Here is a 22940-nt window from a genome sequence, read left to right on the forward strand (position 1 = left end):
AATCTTACATTGTGACGCAAGTATACTTCTTGCAAGTAAGATCATTAGTGTACTATATATAGTTGCATATGGAGGGATTCTTAATGGGGCAAACAGGCTCTTTTTCAGATAAGTTATTTCTAAATGGAACAAAAATTACTTATTTACCGCAATATGAAGAGGACTGGGATATGTCCTCAATTCTTTTAGAGTACGAGGAGTATTTTAAGTACGGCATTACAGTAAAAGAGGGAGATACAGTGCTTGATATTGGGGCTAATATTGGATTGTTTTCTCTCGCGGTGTATGACCGTTGTAAGGGAAATGTCCGAATATTTATCTATGAGCCGATTCCAGAAATCTATAAGATGCTCAAACAAAATATTGAATTATATAACCCTGAAAACTTGATTGCTTTTCCTTTTGGGGTTTCCAACCAATCAGGGGTAGTATCATTTACCTACTATCCCAACGCTCCGTGCTTGTCAACCTATGATTCTAAGTATATAGACCTGGAGATAGCACAGGTACTCAATGACTTGGAAAACAATAACCAAAGCATTTCTGAAACATTTGATGGTTTCGGTAATGCTGGATCTGATAAAAATATCCGTTTAAAGAGAATGCGTGCGATTTTAGAATTAAAAACCCTATTTAAGGAAATAAAAGTTGAGTGCACTGTAAAAACATTATCAGAAATAATCAGGGAAAACCAGATTCAACAAATTGATTTACTCAAAGTGGATGTAGGTGGTAGTGAATTTGATGTTTTCTCGGGTTTAGATAATAGTGATTGGAATAGAATTAAACAAATCGTTGTGAAATTGCCATTAGGTGGAGGTAAGTTGTCCGAGCTAAAGAACTTATTGGGGATTAATGGCTATCACAATATACGGATAGAAGAGCAACAAGAAAGCATAAAAAGCATGTCCTTTGTTTTAATCTACGCGAGAAGATGAACGAAGCTTTATTGTTAGTGCCTCATAGCAGAAATGAATTCTGTTAAGGGGCACTAAATTTAAACCATTCTGATGTATGTGTATCCCTAAAAGCATCAGATGCATATTTACTACAATGCAAAATAAGATTATTAGTGCGATATATAAAGTCAATAAAAATTGAGAAAAGGTGCATCTTTAGTTGGTCAACTAATGACTGACATTTTTATGTTTATTTGAGGCATGTAGGTATAAGGTTCTCTGATTGAAATATGAAAAGCTAAGATTTAGTGAGATATTTGATGATAAATAGAGTTTATAGAGGAAGGTGAAGCGTAAATGTATATGAGGGAAAGAAAACGAGTTGCATGTGTGGTACCCCCTTTTTATAGATTAATTGAATCAAAAAATAATAGGATTACCCCAGCAATGCACTATATGGCAGAAGTACTATATCGAAGGGGTCATGAAGTTATATTTATTAATGGTGATTATGCCGATGATTCCCATGATTATGCAGAACGACTGAGCATGACATTAAATAGCTGGTTATTTGATGAAAGATACAAGAATGGCCATCAATCTTTTGAAGAAGTGATAAAAATATTGGAGGACTTTAGGCCAGATGTTGTTTTTCTAGGTGCGAGTGATGTTTTGATGCCTACAGTAGAAATTGGAAGCACACAATCCTGCTCTTATCTTGCGAAGAGGATTAAGGAAGACCTTGGAAGTCAAATTACCTGTGTAGGCTATGGGCACTTACTCAAATATGCTAAGGAACGCGATTTGAAAGACTTGGATGTTGTGATTACAGGAGAAGGAGAAGAGTTTGCAGCAGAAATAGTAGAAGGAGACTTAAAAGGAAAAGTTCCTATCAGTTGGTGTAAGGATATGGACGCACTTCCAATACTAACCGGGGAATACCTGTACCATCCAGCAAAAGCCGAAGACTGGGATTATATCATGTCTATGAGGGGATGTCCCGGAAGGTGCACTTTTTGCCAGCAGCCCACACTTAGAGGCTATAATGTATCCACCATGTTGCCGGAGCGCTTTATACGTGAGTTACGATATAGAATAGAAAAAATAGGGGTTAAAGGATTTTATTTTACCGATATGATTTTTTCTCCGGGTTTGGGGCCGCGTACAACAGAGATGTTTAACCGTTTAATAGCACTAAAGGAAGATTACCCTGAGTTTAATTGGTGGGCTGAAGCTAGAGTTGATACGGCAACAAATAGAGAAATTGTTGAGAAAATGAAACATTCAGGCTGCAGGCATTTGAAGTTTGGGGTTGAAATGGGTAACCAAGACATGTTAAATGTGGTTAAAAAGGGAACAAGCTTAAAGGAAGTTCAGGCAGCTTTTGCATTAGCATCAGAGTACCGGATTGAAAAGACAGCCTATGTACTTTTAGGGTGTCCCGGGTTCACGGATGAAGACTATAGAAACATGTGGTATTTCTTTAAGGAATTAAAGGCAGAGAATTATGTAATCAATATCAATGTTCCATATTTGGGAACGGAGATATATGAGCAAGTGAAAGGAAAACTGCATGAGTATGGATTATTTAAGGATGGAGAAGAAAGCCTTGTGCACACTTCTTTAATTATGAAGGATTTCTGGGGTATATCGGATGAAACAATCAATATGTATTTTTCTCTCCAAGGGAAAAAGGATGATTCCGCAGTCCGTAAATATAGAAGAAAAATAGTTGATAAGAAACGTTACAATGAAAGTAGAGAGATTGTCTATACTTTAGAATGAATGTTATCAATGCTCAGATCAAATTGGGATAGCCGGGAGGATATTTATATGCCTACAAATACAAGAGTTATGATGTTACCAAGTCCCCCAAGTTCGGGTTCTATAGGTTCAGTTACAAAATCCATAGGTATTGCACGTATGCTCATTAAGCGAGGGTGTGAAGTCTGCTTTGTAATGGGGGATAAGCTGGGCGAATTCATATCACGAAGTGGCTTTAAGGTATATCTGTATCCGACACCTGTACCGAATGGTAGTATTTCAGTTATCAACAGTACAGTTGATTTTGTTGAGTGGACGGGGATGGCAGATGAAGACTTTGTTCAAGCATCCATTATTGCAGAATTGGAAGCTATACGTGATTTCAAGCCGGATGTGATTTTTGCTGAGGCCAGGCCAAGTGCAGCAATTTCAGCTCAAATTGCAGGTATTCCATCGGTTATGATAGCAAGCTGGCCATGTAATCCAGAGCACCCTGCCAATAAAAGCCAGACAGGCCGGCTTGTCAAAGTCTTTAATAAGTATCTTAAACAGTATAAGCTGCTTGAGATTGAAAATGTAATCGAGCTATTTTACATGCGATCCAATATAAAATTGGCCCCCACTTTGCCTGAACTGGAGCCAGAGATGCAAGGCATCGAGGGAATTAATTTTGTTGGGTATATCCTCGATTTGGATTTTAATGAATCTCAATTACCTAGCTGGTATAGAAACTGGGTGGAATTTCCCCAAGTATTCATATATTTAAGTGTGGGAGCATTGTCTCCCGAACTTTATGTAGATACAATCACTGAAACATTTAAGGATTTACCTTTCAGAGTGATTTGCGGTTGTGGCTTCCATTACAATCTAAAATCTTTGCCGGAGAGTTTGCCAAATATTAAATTTGAACGATATGTACCGACAGCGGCGATTATGAAAGATACAAAGCTAGCTATTTTTCATGGGGGGCAAGACACCATGCTTACTACATTGTTATATGGATTGCCGAGTATTACAATTCCTGGACAGCATTTTGAAAGAGATTACAACTCAATAAAACTTGCAGATACAGGAGCATCAAAGAAATTACCGATCCAGGCCTTTCGCCCAAATCGGCTTAGAAGTGTAGTTGAAGAGGTTATCAATGGACCCTATGCAATGAAAAGCAAACAGCTTTCAGAAAGGCTTAAATGCTTTGGAGGAACGGAGCAGTGCACAAATATCCTGGTAAATGCTGTGCAAAATTGTTAAAAATGCGTATACTGCTATATCAAGGGGTAGCATACTTAAAATCATTGAAAAACAGCAAGTAAGGGCTATAATGAGAGGGCTGTTTTCGAAAATTTAGCTGATAAGTTTGTACTAGTGATTTCTTCTCCACGTAATAAAATAACATTATCAATGCTAAGGATAAATAATATACTGGGGGCTTATAAAATGAATGCTTTAGTTGTATTTCCAATAACCATGCATAACTATTCCTTTTCAGCTCCAGCATGTTGGCTGTATAGTAAAAATAAAGATAAGGTAAAAGGCATCTATGGTTTTGAGCTTACAAAAGAATTAGTAACAGAATATGATTTTTTTATCATAGAATTGAATTGGTTCATTCAATTATATGAATTTTTTCTTATTGTCAACTATATCAAAAAAACAAATAGCAATGCCAAAATATTATTTGGGGGCCTTTATTCAGCATTAAAATACCAAGAACTATTTGTAAGGGCAGATGTTGATTACTATATTCAGGGGGATAATGAAGGTCCTATCGATCAGTTGCTGAATGATTATCCTATTGATAAAATACCTAACTTGGTGGGTCGCACATTTAGTAATCCAATTGATTATGTATTTACAGAGGGGGACTATAAAAACCTAGAGTTCGATTTGGATTGGTTTCCATCATATCTCAAATATGTAAGCAAAGATGCTTCCTATTATATGGAGGATAAAAACTATGACAGGCTTTATGAGTATAATGACCAATATAATTTGCCTATGATCATTACTTCAAAAGGTGGATGTATGATAAAACACAGTGGATGCGAGAACTGCATGGGGTCAAAGCATGATGTCTTGCATAAAATATATAATCGTCCACCAATAAAAATGGATAATGAAGCACTTATCGGACTATTAAAGAAAATTGAAAAGAAATTTAAAAAGGCAAGTATGCTTGTAATATCAGAAAATAACTATGATTTTACAGATCAGTATTTTGATATTGATATGAGTATCGAAATAGATTCAAATATGTCAGTTGATTCAATAATAAAAATGCTACATTCATTTCCACGTTGTATTATGAACGTAGGCATATATGAAGAAGGCGTGAGCGGTACAACAATTAGAAAGGATTATAAGCACTTACTTGAAGCTGAGGATGAAAATCATAAGATATCATTTTTTGTATACAATAAAGACACTGATCTTATTGATATACCTGATAACCGCAGATTGTATTCTGAAGACACATTTCCCAAATGGGCCTATTGGGACTTTTACCAGGACTTTGATTCTGCTCTTAGATTCAGTAAACTTTTCTATTCAAAGGTCTCTAAACAAAGAAAGTTTATAGCAAACCAGTAAAATTTCTTTATAGGAACCTTGTGAATGCTTTGATTGAATATGTCAAGGTGTCTATTTTATTTCAGTATAAAAGGCCGAAAAAATCGGTTAGGGCGGAATACATAGCTTTATTTAAAGCTACCTATAATCTACTAAATTATAGGTTTTTATGTGTTGCATTATTTACTAATAGGAATTACGAGGAGATATTAGTATGGATAAAAAGGTATTACTAATTTCCGTACCTGCACCAGCAGTTACGCAAACTCAAACAGAGGTCGATTATTGGAATTGGCATTATGCACTAAAATCAAAGCTAACATATCCCAATTTATCCAAAGAACAATTGCTGTATTTCGGAAATACCGAAAATCAAAATATTGGGTTACTTTCTATTGCATCAGCATTGAGGGAAAATAATATTGCCGTTGAATACTTGGCACCTTCAGTAGATTTGATGGGGGACAAGAGAGATTGGGAGTTTTTAGATAAGGTGTTAGCAAAGGTCGAGAGTTTTGAACCGGATTTTGTTGGATTGAGCTCACCGACGTGCAGTATACCAACTGCCATTCATTATGCTCAGTTAATTAAAAGCGTAAGACCCAAATCTACTACGGTTATTGGAGGTGCACATGCAAATGGATGCGAAGGGAAGCTCTTAGATGAGCTTGCTGATGATTTTGATTATATAATTAGGGGAAAGGGTGAAAGTCCTTTTGTAAACCTTGTACTCAATTCTTCAAATATGATGGGGATATGCTATAAAGACAATGGAATAATGTACGAAAGTCCAATTTGTATGGCTGGCATCCCCAATTACCCAAGGCCCGCCAATGATCTTTTAAATATAAAATATTTACCGGCGGCTAGGGTTTTTACATCGTTAGGTTGTGGAGGCAAATGTATATTTTGTGTGGATATTAATACTAAAAACTTTTCAGAGATTACCGAAGATTCCATAATTGCCGAAATCAAATATTTCTATCATAATCTTGGGACCCGGTATTTTTACCTCGGAGATGAAAACTTTTTCTTCAATAAAAATAGGGCTTTCAGATTGCTGGAAAGAATTAATTCTCTGGAGTTGGACATTATACTAGGTTTTCAGGCAAGAGTAGAGAGTACTGATGAAAACATCATTAAAAATATTGCAAGGTTTCATAACTGCACAGAAATTCAATATGGTGTGGAAAGTGCTTCTCAGACTATTTTGAACACTGCAAAAAAAGGTTTGCGAATTGAAAAAGTCAGGGAAATATGTGAGCTAACAAAACGATACGGGATAAATACTCAATGCTATTTCCTGGCAGGTTTGCCAGGGGAGACTAGGCAAACAGCGGAACTAACTATTGGTATGATAGAAGACCTCTTGGAAGAAGGTATTATTGATATGGCCGAATATAGGTGTGTAATACCATTTCCGGGCTCGGAAATGTGGAATAACAAAGAGAAATATGGCATTAAAATCAAGAACACAAACTGGACGCAGTATAGGGGAGAAAATCATCCACCTTACGACCTTTCAACACTATTTTCTGAGGAAATTTATGAGTACTATTTGGAAGGACTTAGGAAAATCACGGATATATATGCTAAACGATATATGAGGGATTTTGGAGAGCAAAAGCTTGATATCAATGTCCTAAGTGCAATAACTGAAGGAGGATTTTAAGTTTCCTTCTAGGTGCGATTATTTGAATTTATATAATATTTTGGTAAGAAAAAAATAAACATAATGAGGTGGTTGGAATGAAGAAAATCCTGGTGTTGGGTGCCGGACTTGTAGCTAGGCCCCTTGTTAGATATTTGCTTAATCATAAGGAATTCTCAGTAATTTTAGCAGATAAAGTACTGACAAAAACAGAGAAGATCATCGAGAAGCATCCCAATGGAACTGCACTGGAATTGGATGTAGACAACACTTCTGAACTCGCAAAGCTGGTACAGAAGTGTGATGTTGTAGTTAGCTTGCTACCATGGATGATGCATGAAAAGGTTGCTAGAGTGTGTATTGAATATAACAAAAATCTAGTTACGACTTCTTATGTAAAACCGGGATTAAGAGCTTTGGAAAGTGAAGTTAAAAAGAGAGGATTGTTGTTTTTAAAAGAAATTGGGGTTGATCCAGGAGTTGACCATATGATTGCAATGAAAGCCATTGATAAGATACATAGTGATAATGGAAAAGTGGTAAGTTTTTATTCATACGGCACAAGTCTGCCCGCATATGAATCAAATAATAACCCTATAGGATATAAGTTTTCATGGAGTCCTATCGGATTCTTACTTGTTGCACTAAATGATGGGCGTTACATGGAAAACAATCAAATTATTGATATTTCGGAGAAAAACCTGTTTGAAGAGTATTTTTTGAAAAGTATACCGGGTGTTGGGTTTTTTGAGGCCTTTGTCAACCGGGATGCAACACACTATATTGATTTGTATGGTATCCACTCTGCGGAGAGTATTTTTCGTGGTTCTTTAAGGCATATAGGTTTTTGCGAAACGTGGCATTATTTCAAAAAGCTAGGACTCCTAGATCGGGAGATTTGCTTTGACTTTAAGACAAATAGCCCTCGCCAGGTTTTAGCAAAACTTATAAAGAGTGATGGAAAGAACTTACTAAGGGATATTTCTTGTTTTCTTAATATTCCCGAATACTCTTTAACAATTAAAAAATTGGAGTGGCTAGGATTAATTTCTGATGAGTTGCTTCCATTGGGAAATACTAGTGTTTTTGAAATGTTTGGACATGTTTTGCAAAACCATTTGAATTACGAGGAAGACGAAAAGGACATGCTTATTCTTCATCAAGAGATAATTGCGGAATATCCAGGCAAAACCAGGCAAAAAATATTGTCAACGCTGGTTTCGAAGGGAGATCCTTTTGGTGACAGTGCGACAGCATATACTGTTAGTTTACCTGCTGCAATTGCAGTAAAACTAATTCTTGAAAAGAAAATTGGTTTAACTGGGATACAGATACCTATACATCCTCAAATATATGAACCAGTCTTAGAAGAACTAAATAGGCTGAATATAAACGTTGTAGAACGATATGTTGATATTTAGAGACAGTTAAAATAATACCTACATCATAATCTGGAGGATGTACGAAAAAAGTTTTTTGAAGAGAGGAAGATACTTATGAACTCTATTGTTATTAGGGCTGAGGACAAGAATATATGGGAAAAACGAACACCAGTAATTCCAGTGGATTTAAAAGAAGTCATAGATAAAACAAAATCGACAGCCTATGTTCAAACCTCCAGTATTCGATGTTTTTCTGACAAAGAGTACAAAGCACAGGGAGCCATAACTTGCGACGATATCAACGCTGGAGATATTATCATAGGGATTAAGGAAATACCAGAACACAAGCTGTTAAATGATAAGGTATATTTATTTTTTTCTCATACCATAAAGGGGCAAAGCGGAGGTATGCCTCTATTAAAAAAGATCATGGATAGTGGTTCAACCTTGATAGATTATGAAAGAATTGTGGATGAAAATAACCGGAGGCTTATATATTTTGGAAGATTTGCCGGTGATGCCGGGACATTGGACATTCTATGGTTATTGGGAGAATATTGGGAGCACCAGGGTATTCATACACCTTTTATAAAGTGTAAACAGTCAACTCAATACAAGTCACTTAATGAAGCAAAAGAAAGCATAGTACAAATTGCTAATATTATAAAACGAGAAGGTATTGACAAAGCAATTTCTCCACTGGTAATAGGAATCCTTGGTTATGGAAATGTGGCTTCTGGAGCAAAAGAAATATTGGATTGCTTGAATGTAAAAATGATTAAGCCTAATGAGTTAAGCAATATTGCTGAGGACTGTTATGGGGAGTGCAATACAATCTATTTTTGTGAATTTAGAGAAGAGGACCTTGTCAAGAAAAAATTTGGTAAGCCCTTTGATTTACAAGAGTACTATAAGCATCCTGAAAACTACGTAAATGTTTTTGATAATTATTTACCGTTTTTAACTGTAATTATCAATGGAGTATACTGGGATAAAGCTTATCCCAATTTTGTAACCTGGAATGGATTAAAAAAGCTTTATGAAAAAAATGAAAGACCTAAGCTATGCGGAATTGCAGATATATCATGCGATGCCAATGGTGCTATAGAATGCAATGTGAAGTACACAAGTATTGACCATCCGGCTTACTTAGTCGATCCTATAACTCGGGAAATTACTGATGGGTGGAGAGGGGATGGAATCGTAATGCTTGCGGTGGATAATCTACCAGCAGAACTTCCTTATGATTCATCAACATTTTTTAGTAATAGGCTGAAAAAGTTCTTACCTAATATTATTGAGGCAAATTATCAAAATTCACTTGAACAGTCTGGATTATGTCCAGAGATAAAAAAGGCGGTAATTGTGTACAAGGGAGAATTGACACCAGAGTATGAATACCTAAAGAAATTTATTTACTAAAAGTAATATTTTATATTCCCCTAAGCACCTTGTGCTTTTCTCAAAATGCAGAGTAAAGGTTAATACTAATTGCTTACACTATGATACTACAGTTTCTATAGAATAGTATCACCATAATTGAATAAGATAAAAAAATTAACAAAATTACAAACCCTCCACTATAACACCAGGCTTCTGCCTGGTGTTATACTCTTTTTATCAACAGGAATGTGCATAATTAATGATTTTAAGGTGAAAAACCTTGGAATAAATGAAAAATTGAAGAAACGAACATTGACAACTCAATCCAAACCGAATAAACAGGCAGAATGACTAAGAAAAAGGCATAGTAATGCCCGGTATATCAGCTGTAAGGATTAAGAAATCAGGCAGAACGCTTAAAACTTTTAAGTGATTTCAAACAATCTGTTTTCCAGACTTTACGGCAGCTACTGCAACAGCCAGCAGGCAAATGTGACCTATGGTATTCAAGTTCTCTATTGCTGACATATTACGAACTCAAGCTTTGTCAGTATTAAGATTTTTCCATCTGGAATTGTAGCGTATAGATTCAGTTCTTAAAGAGTAGACATAATTGTAAATATCCTTGATATCATAACCTTTGTCGGCAATGAAAAAAGTTTCATCAAGGGAAAGCCTTGAATGAGTTCCTTCGAGTAGATGTATGGCCATCTCTCTGTCTGCGACGTTAGCTGTAGTAGTTACTTCGGAAATAGGCAAGTATGAAATAGCATCAATTAGGATATGATTTTTGCATCCCAGGTAGAACTCATACTTTTTCTCATTGTTAGCATTGCTGGCAGTTCTGATGTATTGGTTTCAATGGAAGTAGAATCAAGTGATACAAAACTACCGTCAATAAAGCCTAAAGAAACAAGAGTTTTTATATGAGACTGCATAACTTTAGTAAACCATTTATGTTTGGGTAATCTCAGAAAACTTCTCGCACTTCATGACAATAAAGGCTCTGAAAAGAGCATGCCGTGAAAAACCTTCGAGGCCTGAAGTGCTTGAATTAACTTCGTCAGGAAATTCTGTAAGGTCAAGAGTGTCGAATGTTTTGGTGCAAAGATCGACTTTGGATTGAGGTGTAAATAGGTCCAATTATGTTCATTATTAATTGTTGATGCATAGGGGTTCCTTCTGTTCTTGATGAATTTGGATTGTTGCAAATACTTAATTCGGCATTTATGGAAGGAAATCCTATCATATATTGAGTGATAAGAAAATTTTACGTGCATCAAATCTAATTATATCAATGGATTTGAGTTATGCACAAGGCTATTTTTATCAACAAAATGGAGGGTATGCAATGAAGAATAGTTTAACAATAACTGGGCTTACAAAAAAATACGATACTAAAACCGCCGTCAACGGTTTTAGTGCCATTGTGGAAAAAGGTGAATTTTTCGGCCTGTTGGGGGCAAATGGAGCTGGCAAAACCACAACAATAGAATGTATATTGGGCATAAAAAAGATGGATGCCGGAACAGTTGAAATCCTTGGATACAATCCTGTGTCAGACAGAAAAAAGCTATTCCAAAAGGTAGGTGTTCAATTCCAGCAAACTAATTATCAAGACAAAATTACTGTAAAAGAAGCTTGTCAGGTTGCCTATTCACTTTATGAAAATGCAAAAGATTGGAATGATCTTTTAAAACTGTTTGGGCTATTTGATATGCAAAACCGGATGGTAAATGATCTTTCAGGCGGAGAAAGGCAGAGGTTATCTGTACTTCTTGCATTAATCCCTAATCCCGAACTGGTATTTTTAGACGAGTTAACAACAGGCCTTGATTCAAAAGCACGTCGTGATATCTGGAAACATCTTGAACAACTAAAAAAGAGGGGATTAACTATTGTGCTTACTTCGCACTACATGGATGAGGTACAAACTTTATGCGATAGAATATGCATATTGAAGCATGGGAATATAGTGGTTATGGATACGGTTCCCAATGTAATTAAGAACAGTCCTTGCGATAATTTGGAGGATGCCTATCTTTGGTATACAGATGAGGAGGTTAATTACAATGAAAGCTTTTAATGCAATTATTAAAACAGAAAGCAAGTTAGTTTTACGTGGAATGGATACTATATTTTTTGGAGTTTTAATGCCAATTGTTGTTGCAGTAATATTGGGATTTATTAATGGGAATAAGCCCGCTTATGAAGGTGCGAATTACTCCTTTATGCAACAATCTTTTGGTGCACTTTCTTCAATTGGTATATGTGCTACTGGCTTAATGGGATTTCCACTTGTAATTGCCGATTACAGGCATAAAAAGATATTGAAGCGGTTTCAGGTAACACCAGTAAGTCCTGCTATTATTTTGCTTGTGCAATGTGTCATTAACCTTGTAATTTCACTTATTTCACTCTTGTGTGTTTATACGATATGTGCCCTACTGTTCCAATATAAAATGGCAGGATCCCTTGGGATGTTTTTGCTTGCGTACGGCCTTGTGCTTATTGCAATTTATGGGATTGGAATGATGCTTTCCAGCGTGTCTCCCAACATAAAAACAGCTAACTTGCTCTGCACACTGATTTATTTTCCGATGATTTTGTTTTCAGGTGCAACAATCCCCTATGAGATTATGCCAACTGGTGCACAAAAGATAATGGATTTTTTACCGCTTACACAAGGAATTAAACTACTAAAGGCAGTATCCTTGAACTTGCCACTAAATAACGTGTTTTTTCAAGTCTGCTTGATGGCTATGTTTGCTGTAGTTTGTATCATCATATCCATTCGGTTTTTTAAATGGGAGTGAGAATTCTTTAAATCTTAATGTAGGGGTTAGGGGGACTATTCAGTAGCTAAGTTTCGTGTAAACTTGATAACTGTAATCCATAATTACCAACTTTTCAAGGTTCATAATTAACTATAAATATTTCTCGAACATTATAGGATTTGCAGTAAGAATATGGAATGGTCCTAATCTTGATAAGCGATGGGTACTATTTTAAGTTGACAATATATGTTATAATTATTTGCTTCTAAATGATAATACAGTAGGAGATTGACTGTAATGAAATATTTAAAAACTTCACAAATTGCCGAAGCAGTGGGTGTTCATCCAAATACTATACGCCTTTATGAAAAGTATGGTTTGTTGCCGCTAGTACCACGAGGTGAAAATGGTTATCGTCTTTATACAAATAGGCATTTGGAGCAGGTTCAACTAATAAGAATTGCATTTAGTGGTGAATTCATGGAAGGAGAAATACGAGATAAAACAGTTGATATAATCAAAACAGCTGCAAATGAAAAGTTAAATGAAGCATTAGACAAAGCTTATGAATATTTAGAATATATCAAAATTGAGTATGCAAAAGCTTTAGATGCACTGAATATGATACAAAAGTGGATTAGTGGAAATATAAATACGGATGATATTGTTTTTCGAAAGAGAAGAGAAGTAGCAAAATTTTTAAATATTTCTATTGATACTCTTAGAAACTGGGAACGAAATAACTTGATAATAATACCTCATGATGCCCAAAATAATAGAGTGTATGGTCCAAAAGAAATTACCATGTTAAAGGTAATTAGAACCCTAAGAATGGCCAACTATAGCATGATGTCTATACTACGTATGATAAAATATGTTGAAGATGGTAATTTGGATAGTATAATAGCAGTGGCTTTTTCTTCACATGAAGAAGATTTAAAAAGTGCTACTGATCGATGGATTTCAACTTTGTTAAAATTAGAGAAAAATTCCATAGATTTAATAATAAAACTTAAAGACATGTTAGAACGGAATACTGCTTCAACACTATCTGAAAAGTAGGGGGAAAATAAAAGAATTCTGCATCTAAGTGAAGAGATGATACCGTCAAATTTATAAGTTCACTAGCACGCAATCCGGCATCATAACCGAGTATCATAATCATTCGATTTCTTCGACCGAGCTTTGTGTCAACGGCTCCTTTAAGATGAAGATACATTATATAAAAAAACTATGCCAATATTTTTTCTGGTATCCTTTTATTTTCTGGGATTTCATAAAATATCGGCATAATTACTTTTTCGGTATAAGTAGTATAGATGATTTTCCTGATTTCTTCTGGAAACTTGTAGAATGGGCTTAATACATCCCAATTATTCTCCCAACTCCGTATGGCAAACGGATAATCCTTAGAAGACAGAACAGTATAAGGGCGGAATATATCTGGATTAGTATGGCACTAAAGCTTGTTCCAAAGAATTTTTTATTCTTAAGATGCTGTCTGAAAAGTCTAAAGCCACAAAGGAGGCTATCCCAAAGTGGATAAAATAACAGATGCTAAAACTGAATTCCGGCTCAAGCAGTGGACCCAGATAGTCCAGGCGTGCCAATCCAGTAGTATGACGGTTGTCGGTTGGTGCGAACAGAACAATGTAAAAATCAAATCATATTACTACTGGTTGCACTGTTCTCCGGAAAAATAAATGAGCAGCTTATTTCCCTATGCAAAGAGACTGGTAAAATATAAAAATGCGATTATGGATATCGTCAAGGATACCAATAAAACGCTTTCCACATATATAACAGGGCAGGCACTCATTGCGTTAATCTTGGGAGTACTGTCTTATATAGGGTATTTAATTATCGGATTCAAGTATTCTTTTATTCTTTCTTTTTTTGTAGTGATAACATCATTTATACCTATGTTCGGTGCTGTCATAGGAGTTGTCCCGGCTTGCTTTGTAGGCCTTTCGACAAGTATCGCACTTTTCCTGGCTGCAGGGTCGCTGTATGGCTTTATAGGCATGCTTATTGCTGTTCCGACATGTGCAGCATTCAAGGTTGTTGCCGCAGGCGGAATACGTATTTTGAAGATATGGAGGAGCGGGAAAATATAGGGAGACCCTCCCCGCATCCTCATCGTTATGCCGATTGTGTAAATTAACATCAAACAAAGGAAGACCTTTCTTCAGCATTTCGCTATAAAAAGTGTTTCAATTTCTATAAAATCCCCCTTAAAAATTTAATTGCCCTTGTATAGATAAGTGAAAAGAAATATCCGCTATAAAGGTAAAACCATTGAAAGGTGGTGGCAAAAAACTATAAGTATCACGAAAGCTTGACAGTTACTGCTTTTATAATGAGTAAAATTGTCTACCTTGTAACTAATTTTATTAGCCTAGAAAATTTGTAATTATGAAAGGAGAAATCTACCATGATAAAAAAAATATTATCAATAATTGTAATTCTTATGTTTGGTTTAGTTTGGGTAATACCATCTGCAGCAATCAATTTACCATCCAAAAGTACACTTGTTTCTGATCATCAGAAGAACACAGCAGATAAAACGAAGTTAAACATTGATGATGAGGACGAGGATGAGGACGAGGATGAAGACGAGGATGAAGACGAAACTGTTACCGGCAGTGTATATAACGATGATGAAGATGATGACGAAGATGAAAGTGTTACCGGCAGCGTATATAAGGATGACGATGATGAAGAAGATGATGAAGACGAAGATGAAATAGACGAACAAACACTGCGTAATGTAACTGATGCTGTTTATGGCAAAGCTGCAGAGCAGCCCAAAGACGTTATAGCATTACTTAAGGGCAAGAATATATCGATGGACGATATTTTAAAAGCCCTGGTCAAAATTACTGAAAATAAAGAAACTGCAAATATGACTGATGATGACCTGGAATTATATGCGGATACAATGTATGATAATATTGAAACTCAGAAAGAGAGTTTTAACGACCTATACAATTCATTACAGAAACTTTCGGATTTGTATGATAAGGTAGGAGAACTGGAAAGAGCCATTGAGGTGCAAAAACAAGCTATCAAGTCTAATTTCCAGGACTTAAAAGCATATAAGAAGCTTGGTGAGGATTTAGATAAAAAAGGAGAAAAAGGTATTAGAACTTTTGTCAACGGTGAAATGGTAAACTATGATGTAAAACCATTGATTCAAGAGGGCCGGACCCTGGTCCCTATCCGTGCAATTGCCGAATCACTTAAATCTCAGGTAGAATGGAATGCAGAAGAAAAAACAATAACTCTTAAAAAAGATAATATGGAGATAAAATTAGTTATCGGTGAGGAGATTGCTTATATCAATAACAACTCAGTCAAGCTTGATGTTCCTGCTGAAATTATCGACGGCCGAACCCTTATACCGGTGCGCTTTATAAGTGAGGCATATGGTTCTACCGTAAACTGGGAACCGGTATCACAGACAGTTGTTATTTATTAATTTAAGTTAAGAAAGCATCCACCGGGAATATTGGTGGATGCTTTCTTAAAACACTGAAAATGTCAACCTCTAAATGTATTTTCGCTAATTTCTGCTACAGGTAAAGAAATATAACTGATTTGCCGAAAATAAAATTAGACTTTTTATTAGAGGTGAACTTATGGATGACTCACAAATAAATCAGAAAATATTAGAAGTAGCAAATGGAAATGAGCTTGTACGCCAACAAATAATAAATCAATATAAGCCCTACATTATCAATATTGTAAGTCACATATGCAAAAGATTTATTACTTGGAGTGATGAAGAGTCCAGTATCGGACTGCTAGCTTTCAATAAGGCAATTGACACTTATGAATCATCAAAAGGCCGGGCATTCCTCAGTTATGCGTATTTTATAATTAATCGGAATTTAATAAATTTTTTTCATCAAAACCAAAAAGGTGAGCAGTATTTATCCTTGGACTATATTTCAAATAGTGAAGACTCAAATTTGACAGCAATAGAAATAGAAAAATCAATTCAATATTATGAGGAAAAAGTTCAAAACAGTGACCTTGTACAAGAGATATTAGAATTAGAAGAGGAAATCTCCCACTATGATATTGTATTTGAAGAACTGGAATCTTTTTCACCGAAACACAAGGATACAAAAATTATGATCGATGGAATGGTAGAAAATTTTCTGAAAGACAAGAATTTAATTGATGAACTGATAAAGAAAAAGAGGTTCCCTGCAGCCTTGTTTGTGAAGAAAACCGGCTATTCCGTAAAAACAATAGAGCGACACCGTAAATACCTGATTACATTAATCATCATTTCGCTGCATCCCGAGTGGACACATTTATTAACTTATATAAGCAATAAATCAGAAAGGAGTGGTTGACATTGGAAAAAACATGGGTTGTTGTAAAAGTAAAAAATAATCAGGTTGTTTTATTAAATACAATTGATGGCTCATTTAAAAATGTCTGCTGCTCTCAAAAACAGATTCCTTTAATCGGAGAAAACTTTGAGTATTCCGAACAAAACACACCAAAAATAAGATTTGTAAAAATTGCAGCTGTAGCTTGCATGCTTGCTTTAGTAGTTTCCTTGTTTGGACTTTTTCATACCGGGAATTCCCAATCTGCATATCTTATAGCAATGGATATCAATCCGAGCATAGAGGTGCATATAAGCAAAGACCTTATTATTACCGAATTAACTTCTCTTAATACCGATGGAGATAATGTTATAAAAAACATCAATTATAAAAATAAAAACTATAAGGAAACCATGGAGCTTATTATAGCTGAATGCATTGAGCAAAACTATTTAAAACAGCATGAGGCCAATTTAATTACAACAACAATCATACCGCTTCAAAAATTCAATAAAATCAAGGAAATTGAAGTTGAAAATACTATAAATGAATCCCTCTCCAGTCATTATACTTCTGCAACCATAAATGTATTTACCGGAAAAGAAGAAATTATTGAAGAGGCACATAAATTTTCAATTTCTATAAATAAGTACAGGATATATAAAGAATTAAAGGATAGGGGAATAAATATTACACTAGATGAGACAAAAAATAAAACATTGAAGGATTTGCTCAGTTTGGAAAATAAATTTAAATCAAATAGAAACAGTGAAATAAATCAACCTCAAACAGGTGGAAATAGTAACGGCTACAATAATTCAGTTACAAATTCATATGAAAGTAAAAACACCATTCCCCCGAATGGCACAAACGGTAATATAACTAACAATACAAATACATCTACTCCTGAGAAAGGAAAGTACATTCATACGCCTGACGCTAATAATTTAAACGGAAATGATCCAACTGATACAGATGAGCCATCTGAACCAATTGATGACAATGATGATCCGGAAGAAAACGAACCTGTTCAGATAGGTGATGATAATGACCAGGATAAAAATAGTTCCACTGACACAGGCAAATCTTCCGAATTGACCCAGGAAGAAGACGAACTTACCCAGATAGATGATGATAATGACTAGGATGATAATGGTTCCACTGACACACATAAATTTCCTGAACCCACCTAGGAAGACGAACTTACCCTGTAGGCATGTCTTCTCTCGGAGGCAAAACCGCATACAAAAAGTGCTCAGTGTTTTAAAATTCTACACACAAAAACTACCATAATTTATGTGATTCAAAGCTAAATAATCCCATGATATATAAAGTGTCTGTTTGTATTTTGTAATAGAAATCATAACCTTATAAAAATAATTCAGTGGGATGGGACAGGTCTATGGCTTTTAATGAAGCGACTGGATAAAGGAGATTTTCGATGGCCCATGACTGCATCTGATGTAACGCAAGTATCTATTAAAGAACTTCGATGGTTACATATTGAACATAAACTTTCTGATGAAGAAAGAATCTGCAGTGAATGCGGTAAATTACTTAAAGTTATTACAAAAGAAAAAACCAGCTATCTCAGGTTTGTCCCAGCACGCGTTGAAAGGGAGGAACATTAGGTATATGTATATGGCTGTGCGGATAGCAAATGCGACAATATCATACGTGCTCCTAAAGAACTATGATGAAGATTAAAAGAATAATAAAATGAAAACAATTATAAAAAAAACTTCTCAACAAAATTAAAATGTGTTAGAATACAAAAGAGTAAAAAAGTCATAGGAGGAAAACTGATGAAACACATTAAAACGCTTAACGGTTCTAACCTAAAAGACAGTGTTAAAAATGGCGGTTGTGGAGAATGTCAGACTTCATGCCAATCTGCATGCAAGACATCCTGCACAGTAGCTAATCAAAGCTGTCAAAAACAATAGTACACAGCAGGCCGATTATTTATGATTTAGAGACATCGGTATGTTCAGTTTAAGTGGAAGGTGATATATTATCTCACTTTCCACTTTTTGAATGTAAAGGTGAGAGAAAAGTTTGGGCGGGGGTTGAATTTATTTTTATGATTCACAGGTTTAAAATGTTTGGAACTAATATTGTCTCTGATGTGAACAGCGGATCTGTTCATGTATTTGATGACATATCATACGATGTACTTGACTATTACAGGGATTTTTCCACAGAAGAAATTGTGGACAAGCTGTCCTCAAAATATCCGAAGGAAGATATAAGGGAAGCCATTAATGAAATAGATGAACTTTGCAAAAAGGAGCTTTTGTACTCTCCTGACATATACGAGGAATATATACCTCTCTGGGATAAGGAGCCTGTAGTTAAAGCATTGTGCATTCATATTTCTCATGACTGCAACTTAAGATGCAAGTATTGCTTTGCTTCTACCGGTGATTTTGGGGGAAAGAGATCAATGATGAGCCCTGAAACCGGTAAAAAAGCCATAGACTTTCTAATAAGAGAATCAGGCAGCAGGAGAAATCTTGAGTTGGATTTCTTTGGCGGAGAGCCGATGATGAATTTTAATACCATTAAGGAAATAGTTGAGTATGCCAAGAGTATTGCTTCCAAACATAACAAGAATTTCAAATTTACACTTACTACAAATGCATTGCTGCTGAAGGAAGAACATAAGGAGTTTATCAATAATAATATTCAAAACATAGTTTTAAGTATTGATGGCAGGGAAGAAACAAACGACAGGATGAGGTACAAGGTAGACGGAACCGGCTCATACAAGGACATTATCGGCAAGATAAAGGACATGGCTGATTCAAGAAACCAAGATAACTACTACGTCAGAGGTACATTTACCAGAGAAAATCTGGATTTTTCCAATGATGTGCTTCATCTTGCGGATGAAGGCTTTAAGCAGATATCGGTTGAACCAGTGGTTGCAGCAAAGGATACCGGTTATGATATACGTGAAGAGGACCTTGATACTCTTTATGATCAATATGAAAAACTTGCTTATGAATATGTAAAACGCGGTAAGGACGGTAATTGGTTTAACTTTTTCCACTTTATGATAGACTTGGAGCAGGGACCTTGCATCGCAAAAAGATTAAGAGGGTGCGGTTCAGGACATGAGTATATGTCTATAACTCCTGAGGGGGATATTTATCCTTGCCACCAGTTTGTCGGGATGGAAGAATTCAAAATGGGCAATGTATACGATGAAAACATATTCAAAGATACCCAGAAGCAGTTTATGAAGTCCAATGTGTATACAAAGGACGATTGTAAGAATTGCTGGGCAAAATTCTATTGCAGCGGAGGATGTGCTGCCAATGCATACCAGTTTAACGGTGATATCAATCTACCTTATAAGATAGGTTGTGAGCTTGAGAAAAAGAGAGTGGAATGTGCACTCTGGATCAAAACTCAGATTTAAAGTTTTAATGTTAAGAAAGATATATTCCTATGATAGTTAACTTATGAAAGTTAAAATATGCTAGAAACTTTTGTAAATCCTATAATTACATGGTCGAATAACTCAAAAAGTATTGACGAGCGTGCTTTTTAAATTATATAATATCGTCATGCGGACAAGTTTAAAAGGGGGAATTTTACAGATGAGAGGTAAGGACGCGGTCAAGTTCTTTACAGTTGTTGCTGTAATAGCAATATTGACCTTTTTAGCTTTTAATCCTAAGGGTACTGAGATTCCTAATATAGGAACAATACCAAGTGCTTACGACATACGTCAAGCTGCGGATTTAAAGGGTGGTATTGATGCAGTATTAGCACCAAAGGACAAAGATGGAAAAACGTATGCAGCAAAGACTGAAGAACTCAAACAAGCCAAATCAGTAATTGAGCACAGGCTTGATGCCAAAGGTGTCATGGACAGAGTTGTTGCAGTAGATCAGGTCAAGAAAAGAATTACCGTTCAGATTCCTTTGAAAAAGGGTACAACAATTGAAGATCCAGGAAGTACGATAGATGACCTTGGTAAAATGGCATTGCTTACATTCAGAGAAATAGACGAAACCAAGTCCGCAACTGGTCCGGTAGTTCCTGTAAGTGGCGATCCGATATTAGAAGGTAAAAACGTTAAAAGTGCAAAGTATCAGCAAAATCCACAGACTGGCGGCCACGATGTTGCACTTGTTTTAGATAGTGAAGGAACAAAGAAGTTTGCAGAAGCTACAGCTAGGCTAATAAACAAAAGAATCGGTATTTATATGGACGAAATGCTTTTGTCTGCACCGAATGTTAGAGTGGCTATAACCAATGGAGAATGTGTCATAGAGGGTCAGGATTCTCTCGAAGATGCTGTAAGGCTTGCTCAGGACATACAGTCAGGTGCTATGCCATTTAAGCTTGTTGCTGAAAGTACAAGCTCCATAAGCCCTATACTTGGATCAAATGCTCTTAGCGTAGGTGTTACATCAGGTATTGTGGCATTTTTACTGGTTTGCCTTTTCATGCTTTTATTCTACAGGTTGCCAGGAATACTTGCTTGTGTAGCTCTTTTAGGACATACTGTAATACAGATACTGTTTATTTCATGGTTTAACATCACTATGTCATTACCTGGTATTGCAGGTCTTATCCTTTCAATAGGTATGGGTGTTGATGCTAACGTTATCATATTCGAGAGGGTTAAGGAAGAGCTTAGAAACGGTAAAACATTACGTTCGGCAATTGATTTAGGTTTTAAAAGAGCATTCAGTGCAGTTTTAGACAGTAATATAACTACCTTGATTTCAGCTGTTGTACTTCTTTACTTTGGTACAGGGCCTATTAAGTCATTTGCATATACACTCATCGTTGGAGTTATTCTTAACTTCCTTACAGCCGTAACTGCTTCAAGAATAATGCTGAAGTCGGTAGCCGGCATGAATATTGCAAAGCACAGATGGCTTTACGGTGTGAAAGGAGTGAAAGAACAGAATGATTGATTTATATGGAAAAAGGTTTATATTTTTCGGATTATCCATTTTAATATTTATCGCAGGTATTATCGGTTATTTTGTACATGGAGGCTTCAACCTTGATATTCAGTTTGAAGGCGGAGCTATAGTCTCATTACAAATGGAAGACAACAAGTTTGATACCGAAAAGGCAGCTAGTGAAGTTTCAAAGGCAATAAATAAAAAAGTATCTGCACAAAAGTCGGAAATGACTAATCCGACCACTAAGGAAAAGATACACATGCTGGTTTTAAACGTAGCTGAGAAGTCACAGAATTTATCCAGCCAAGAGGTTTCAAAAACTCTTGATGCTATAAAAAAGAATTTCAAGGTTAAAAAGGATACTCAGCCTGAAATAAGAAATGTATCTGCATTTATTGGTCAGGAGTTATTGGGTAATGCTATGAAAGCTGCGGCCATAGTATGCATACTTATAATTTTGTATCTGTGGTTCAGATTCAGAACTATGTCAGGACCGTCGGCTGGGGTATTCGGTGTAGTAGGTTTGCTGCATGATGCTGCAGTAATGATCGCGGTATATACAATATTCAATATACCTGTGAATGAGTCATTTATTGCTGCCATATTGACAATACTCGGCTACTCAATGTGTGATACAATCATAATATATGACAGAATAAGAGAAAACACCAAACTTATGAGAAAAGTGCCTATTGCAGAACTTGTTAACAAGAGTATTATACAGACACTTGGAAGATCAATCAACACAGTATTGACAGTTTTAATCAGTATAGCAACAGTTTATGGTTTTGCTGCATACTACGACATTGCTTCAGTAAAAGAATTTACATTCCCTCTATTAGTTGGTATAGCAAGCGGTTGCTATTCATCTATATTTATAGCAAGCCCATTATGGGTAATGTGGAAGCAGTATAAAGCAAAGCAGCCAACTGTTTCAAATGCATAGTTGTGTTGAAAATAACCTAAAAAAATTTTAAAGTATAAAAATGCCGATCCTATGATCGGCATTTTTTAATGTCTGGGAAATCATGGCGTATCCTAAATTCTGATTTATTTTGTTCTTATAACCTTGTCATAATTTAATATTTGTGTTATTGTTATTACTATATTCGGCGGTATCTATATTAAAAGTGTAATAGTTATACTTTTAATATACAAATGAACTGCACGGGATAAATAATCTTAATTTTTACAAACTGCTTTGAGCCCTTAGGGACGGAGACAGGTCAAATTTTA

22 protein-coding genes are annotated in these 22940 nt (G+C 35.7%); 20 read left to right on the forward strand and 2 right to left on the reverse strand.

The window, feature by feature from the left end; genetic code table 11:
- The first annotated feature begins 83 nt into the window (after positions 1-83).
- From VIO64_RS19465 to VIO64_RS19495, 7 genes are all read left to right on the forward strand, one after another.
- Entirely contained in the window at positions 84-938 is an 855-nt protein-coding gene (locus tag VIO64_RS19465; protein ID WP_331921369.1) for an FkbM family methyltransferase, read from the forward strand.
- A gap of 318 nt (positions 939-1256) precedes the next feature.
- The gene (locus tag VIO64_RS19470) at positions 1257-2684 is read left to right on the forward strand and encodes a radical SAM protein (RefSeq protein WP_331921371.1); all 1428 of its coding nucleotides are present in this window, start codon (positions 1257-1259) and stop codon (positions 2682-2684) included.
- A 48-nt stretch (positions 2685-2732) separates the two neighbouring features.
- A complete protein-coding gene (locus VIO64_RS19475) occupies positions 2733-3914 on the forward strand; it encodes a nucleotide disphospho-sugar-binding domain-containing protein (protein ID WP_331921373.1) in 1182 nt (393 codons plus the stop codon).
- 186 nt (positions 3915-4100) lie between these two features.
- Positions 4101-5252 carry a hypothetical protein gene (locus VIO64_RS19480; RefSeq protein ID WP_331921375.1) on the forward strand — a complete coding sequence of 384 codons (1152 nt, stop codon included), beginning with the start codon at positions 4101-4103 and terminating at the stop codon, positions 5250-5252.
- A 193-nt stretch (positions 5253-5445) separates the two neighbouring features.
- On the forward strand, positions 5446-6903 hold the full coding sequence (locus VIO64_RS19485) for a B12-binding domain-containing radical SAM protein (RefSeq protein ID WP_331921377.1): 1458 nt from the start codon (positions 5446-5448) through the stop codon (positions 6901-6903).
- A 77-nt stretch (positions 6904-6980) separates the two neighbouring features.
- Positions 6981-8303: a saccharopine dehydrogenase C-terminal domain-containing protein gene (locus VIO64_RS19490; RefSeq protein ID WP_331921379.1), complete on the forward strand. Its 1323-nt coding sequence runs from the start codon at positions 6981-6983 to the stop codon at positions 8301-8303.
- Positions 8304-8378: 75 nt separating this feature from the next.
- Positions 8379-9686 (forward strand): bifunctional lysine ketoglutarate reductase /saccharopine dehydrogenase family protein, encoded by a 1308-nt coding sequence (locus VIO64_RS19495; protein WP_331921381.1) that lies wholly within the window; start codon positions 8379-8381, stop codon positions 9684-9686.
- A 498-nt stretch (positions 9687-10184) separates the two neighbouring features.
- Here VIO64_RS19495 and VIO64_RS19500 read toward each other — a convergent pair whose 3' ends face one another.
- Together VIO64_RS19500 and VIO64_RS19505 are read right to left on the reverse strand one after the other, a co-directional pair.
- Positions 10185-10496: a transposase gene (locus VIO64_RS19500; protein ID WP_331921449.1), complete on the reverse strand. Its 312-nt coding sequence runs from the start codon at positions 10494-10496 to the stop codon at positions 10185-10187.
- Positions 10424-10585, reverse strand: coding sequence for a hypothetical protein (locus VIO64_RS19505; RefSeq protein ID WP_331921383.1), 162 nt, complete (start codon positions 10583-10585; stop codon positions 10424-10426). The genes VIO64_RS19500 and VIO64_RS19505 overlap by 73 nt, the downstream gene beginning before the upstream one ends.
- A gap of 413 nt (positions 10586-10998) precedes the next feature.
- On the opposite strand from VIO64_RS19505, the gene VIO64_RS19510 reads away from it, so the two are divergent.
- The 13 genes from VIO64_RS19510 to secF all read left to right on the forward strand — a co-directional run bounded on the left by VIO64_RS19510 (position 10999) and on the right by secF (position 22650).
- Positions 10999-11733: an ABC transporter ATP-binding protein gene (locus tag VIO64_RS19510; protein ID WP_331921385.1), complete on the forward strand. Its 735-nt coding sequence runs from the start codon at positions 10999-11001 to the stop codon at positions 11731-11733.
- Positions 11720-12463 (forward strand): ABC transporter permease, encoded by a 744-nt coding sequence (locus tag VIO64_RS19515; RefSeq protein ID WP_331921387.1) that lies wholly within the window; start codon positions 11720-11722, stop codon positions 12461-12463. Before VIO64_RS19510 ends, VIO64_RS19515 begins: the two co-directional genes overlap by 14 nt.
- 258 nt (positions 12464-12721) lie before the next feature.
- Positions 12722-13486: a MerR family transcriptional regulator gene (locus VIO64_RS19520; protein ID WP_331921389.1), complete on the forward strand. Its 765-nt coding sequence runs from the start codon at positions 12722-12724 to the stop codon at positions 13484-13486.
- 476 nt (positions 13487-13962) lie between these two features.
- Positions 13963-14127 carry an IS66 family insertion sequence element accessory protein TnpA gene (gene tnpA / locus VIO64_RS23165; RefSeq protein ID WP_414705316.1) on the forward strand — a complete coding sequence of 55 codons (165 nt, stop codon included), beginning with the start codon at positions 13963-13965 and terminating at the stop codon, positions 14125-14127.
- Positions 14128-14541 (forward strand): AI-2E family transporter, encoded by a 414-nt coding sequence (locus VIO64_RS19525; RefSeq protein ID WP_331921391.1) that lies wholly within the window; start codon positions 14128-14130, stop codon positions 14539-14541. It abuts the gene before it with no gap.
- Between the two features lie 317 nt (positions 14542-14858).
- Positions 14859-15905 (forward strand): copper amine oxidase N-terminal domain-containing protein, encoded by a 1047-nt coding sequence (locus VIO64_RS19530; RefSeq protein WP_331921393.1) that lies wholly within the window; start codon positions 14859-14861, stop codon positions 15903-15905.
- Positions 15906-16065: 160 nt separating this feature from the next.
- A complete protein-coding gene (locus VIO64_RS19535; RefSeq protein WP_331921395.1) occupies positions 16066-16791 on the forward strand; it encodes a sigma factor in 726 nt (241 codons plus the stop codon).
- 2 nt (positions 16792-16793) lie between these two features.
- Entirely contained in the window at positions 16794-17915 is a 1122-nt protein-coding gene (locus VIO64_RS19540; protein ID WP_331921397.1) for an anti-sigma-I factor RsgI family protein, read from the forward strand.
- 192 nt (positions 17916-18107) lie between these two features.
- The gene (gene tnpB, locus VIO64_RS19545) at positions 18108-18401 is read left to right on the forward strand and encodes an IS66 family insertion sequence element accessory protein TnpB (protein WP_331921450.1); all 294 of its coding nucleotides are present in this window, start codon (positions 18108-18110) and stop codon (positions 18399-18401) included.
- A 174-nt stretch (positions 18402-18575) separates the two neighbouring features.
- A complete protein-coding gene (gene scfA, locus VIO64_RS19550; protein ID WP_081927002.1) occupies positions 18576-18716 on the forward strand; it encodes a six-cysteine ranthipeptide SCIFF in 141 nt (46 codons plus the stop codon).
- A gap of 137 nt (positions 18717-18853) precedes the next feature.
- Positions 18854-20197, forward strand: a complete 1344-nt coding sequence (gene scfB, locus VIO64_RS19555) for a thioether cross-link-forming SCIFF peptide maturase (RefSeq protein ID WP_331921402.1) — start codon at positions 18854-18856, stop codon at positions 20195-20197.
- Between the two features lie 181 nt (positions 20198-20378).
- A complete protein-coding gene (secD, locus tag VIO64_RS19560) occupies positions 20379-21710 on the forward strand; it encodes a protein translocase subunit SecD (RefSeq protein ID WP_331921404.1) in 1332 nt (443 codons plus the stop codon).
- A complete protein-coding gene (gene secF, locus VIO64_RS19565) occupies positions 21703-22650 on the forward strand; it encodes a protein translocase subunit SecF (protein ID WP_331921406.1) in 948 nt (315 codons plus the stop codon). The genes secD and secF overlap by 8 nt, the downstream gene beginning before the upstream one ends.
- Positions 22651-22940 lie beyond the last annotated feature (290 nt).

The sequence above is a fragment of the Pseudobacteroides sp. genome (genome assembly GCF_036567765.1).
Taxonomy (GTDB): domain Bacteria; phylum Bacillota; class Clostridia; order Acetivibrionales; family DSM-2933; genus Pseudobacteroides.

What these genes read in the sequence shown, in the direction of transcription:
- VIO64_RS19470 (WP_331921371.1), top strand. Translation starts at nt 1,257, where the DNA reads ATGTATATGAGGGAAAGAAAACGAGTTGCATGTGTGGTACCCCCTTTT.
- secD (WP_331921404.1), top strand. Translation starts at nt 20,379, where the DNA reads ATGAGAGGTAAGGACGCGGTCAAGTTCTTTACAGTTGTTGCTGTAATA.
- VIO64_RS19535 (WP_331921395.1), top strand. Translation starts at nt 16,066, where the DNA reads ATGGATGACTCACAAATAAATCAGAAAATATTAGAAGTAGCAAATGGA.
- VIO64_RS19530 (WP_331921393.1), top strand. Translation starts at nt 14,859, where the DNA reads ATGATAAAAAAAATATTATCAATAATTGTAATTCTTATGTTTGGTTTA.
- VIO64_RS19495 (WP_331921381.1), top strand. Translation starts at nt 8,379, where the DNA reads ATGAACTCTATTGTTATTAGGGCTGAGGACAAGAATATATGGGAAAAA.
- VIO64_RS19505 (WP_331921383.1), bottom strand. Translation starts at nt 10,585, where the DNA reads ATGCAGTCTCATATAAAAACTCTTGTTTCTTTAGGCTTTATTGACGGT.
- VIO64_RS19465 (WP_331921369.1), top strand. Translation starts at nt 84, where the DNA reads ATGGGGCAAACAGGCTCTTTTTCAGATAAGTTATTTCTAAATGGAACA.
- VIO64_RS19475 (WP_331921373.1), top strand. Translation starts at nt 2,733, where the DNA reads ATGCCTACAAATACAAGAGTTATGATGTTACCAAGTCCCCCAAGTTCG.
- VIO64_RS19490 (WP_331921379.1), top strand. Translation starts at nt 6,981, where the DNA reads ATGAAGAAAATCCTGGTGTTGGGTGCCGGACTTGTAGCTAGGCCCCTT.
- secF (WP_331921406.1), top strand. Translation starts at nt 21,703, where the DNA reads ATGATTGATTTATATGGAAAAAGGTTTATATTTTTCGGATTATCCATT.
- VIO64_RS19510 (WP_331921385.1), top strand. Translation starts at nt 10,999, where the DNA reads ATGAAGAATAGTTTAACAATAACTGGGCTTACAAAAAAATACGATACT.
- scfA (WP_081927002.1), top strand. Translation starts at nt 18,576, where the DNA reads ATGAAACACATTAAAACGCTTAACGGTTCTAACCTAAAAGACAGTGTT.
- VIO64_RS19480 (WP_331921375.1), top strand. Translation starts at nt 4,101, where the DNA reads ATGAATGCTTTAGTTGTATTTCCAATAACCATGCATAACTATTCCTTT.
- scfB (WP_331921402.1), top strand. Translation starts at nt 18,854, where the DNA reads ATGATTCACAGGTTTAAAATGTTTGGAACTAATATTGTCTCTGATGTG.
- VIO64_RS19515 (WP_331921387.1), top strand. Translation starts at nt 11,720, where the DNA reads ATGAAAGCTTTTAATGCAATTATTAAAACAGAAAGCAAGTTAGTTTTA.
- VIO64_RS19520 (WP_331921389.1), top strand. Translation starts at nt 12,722, where the DNA reads ATGAAATATTTAAAAACTTCACAAATTGCCGAAGCAGTGGGTGTTCAT.
- VIO64_RS19525 (WP_331921391.1), top strand. Translation starts at nt 14,128, where the DNA reads ATGAGCAGCTTATTTCCCTATGCAAAGAGACTGGTAAAATATAAAAAT.
- VIO64_RS19485 (WP_331921377.1), top strand. Translation starts at nt 5,446, where the DNA reads ATGGATAAAAAGGTATTACTAATTTCCGTACCTGCACCAGCAGTTACG.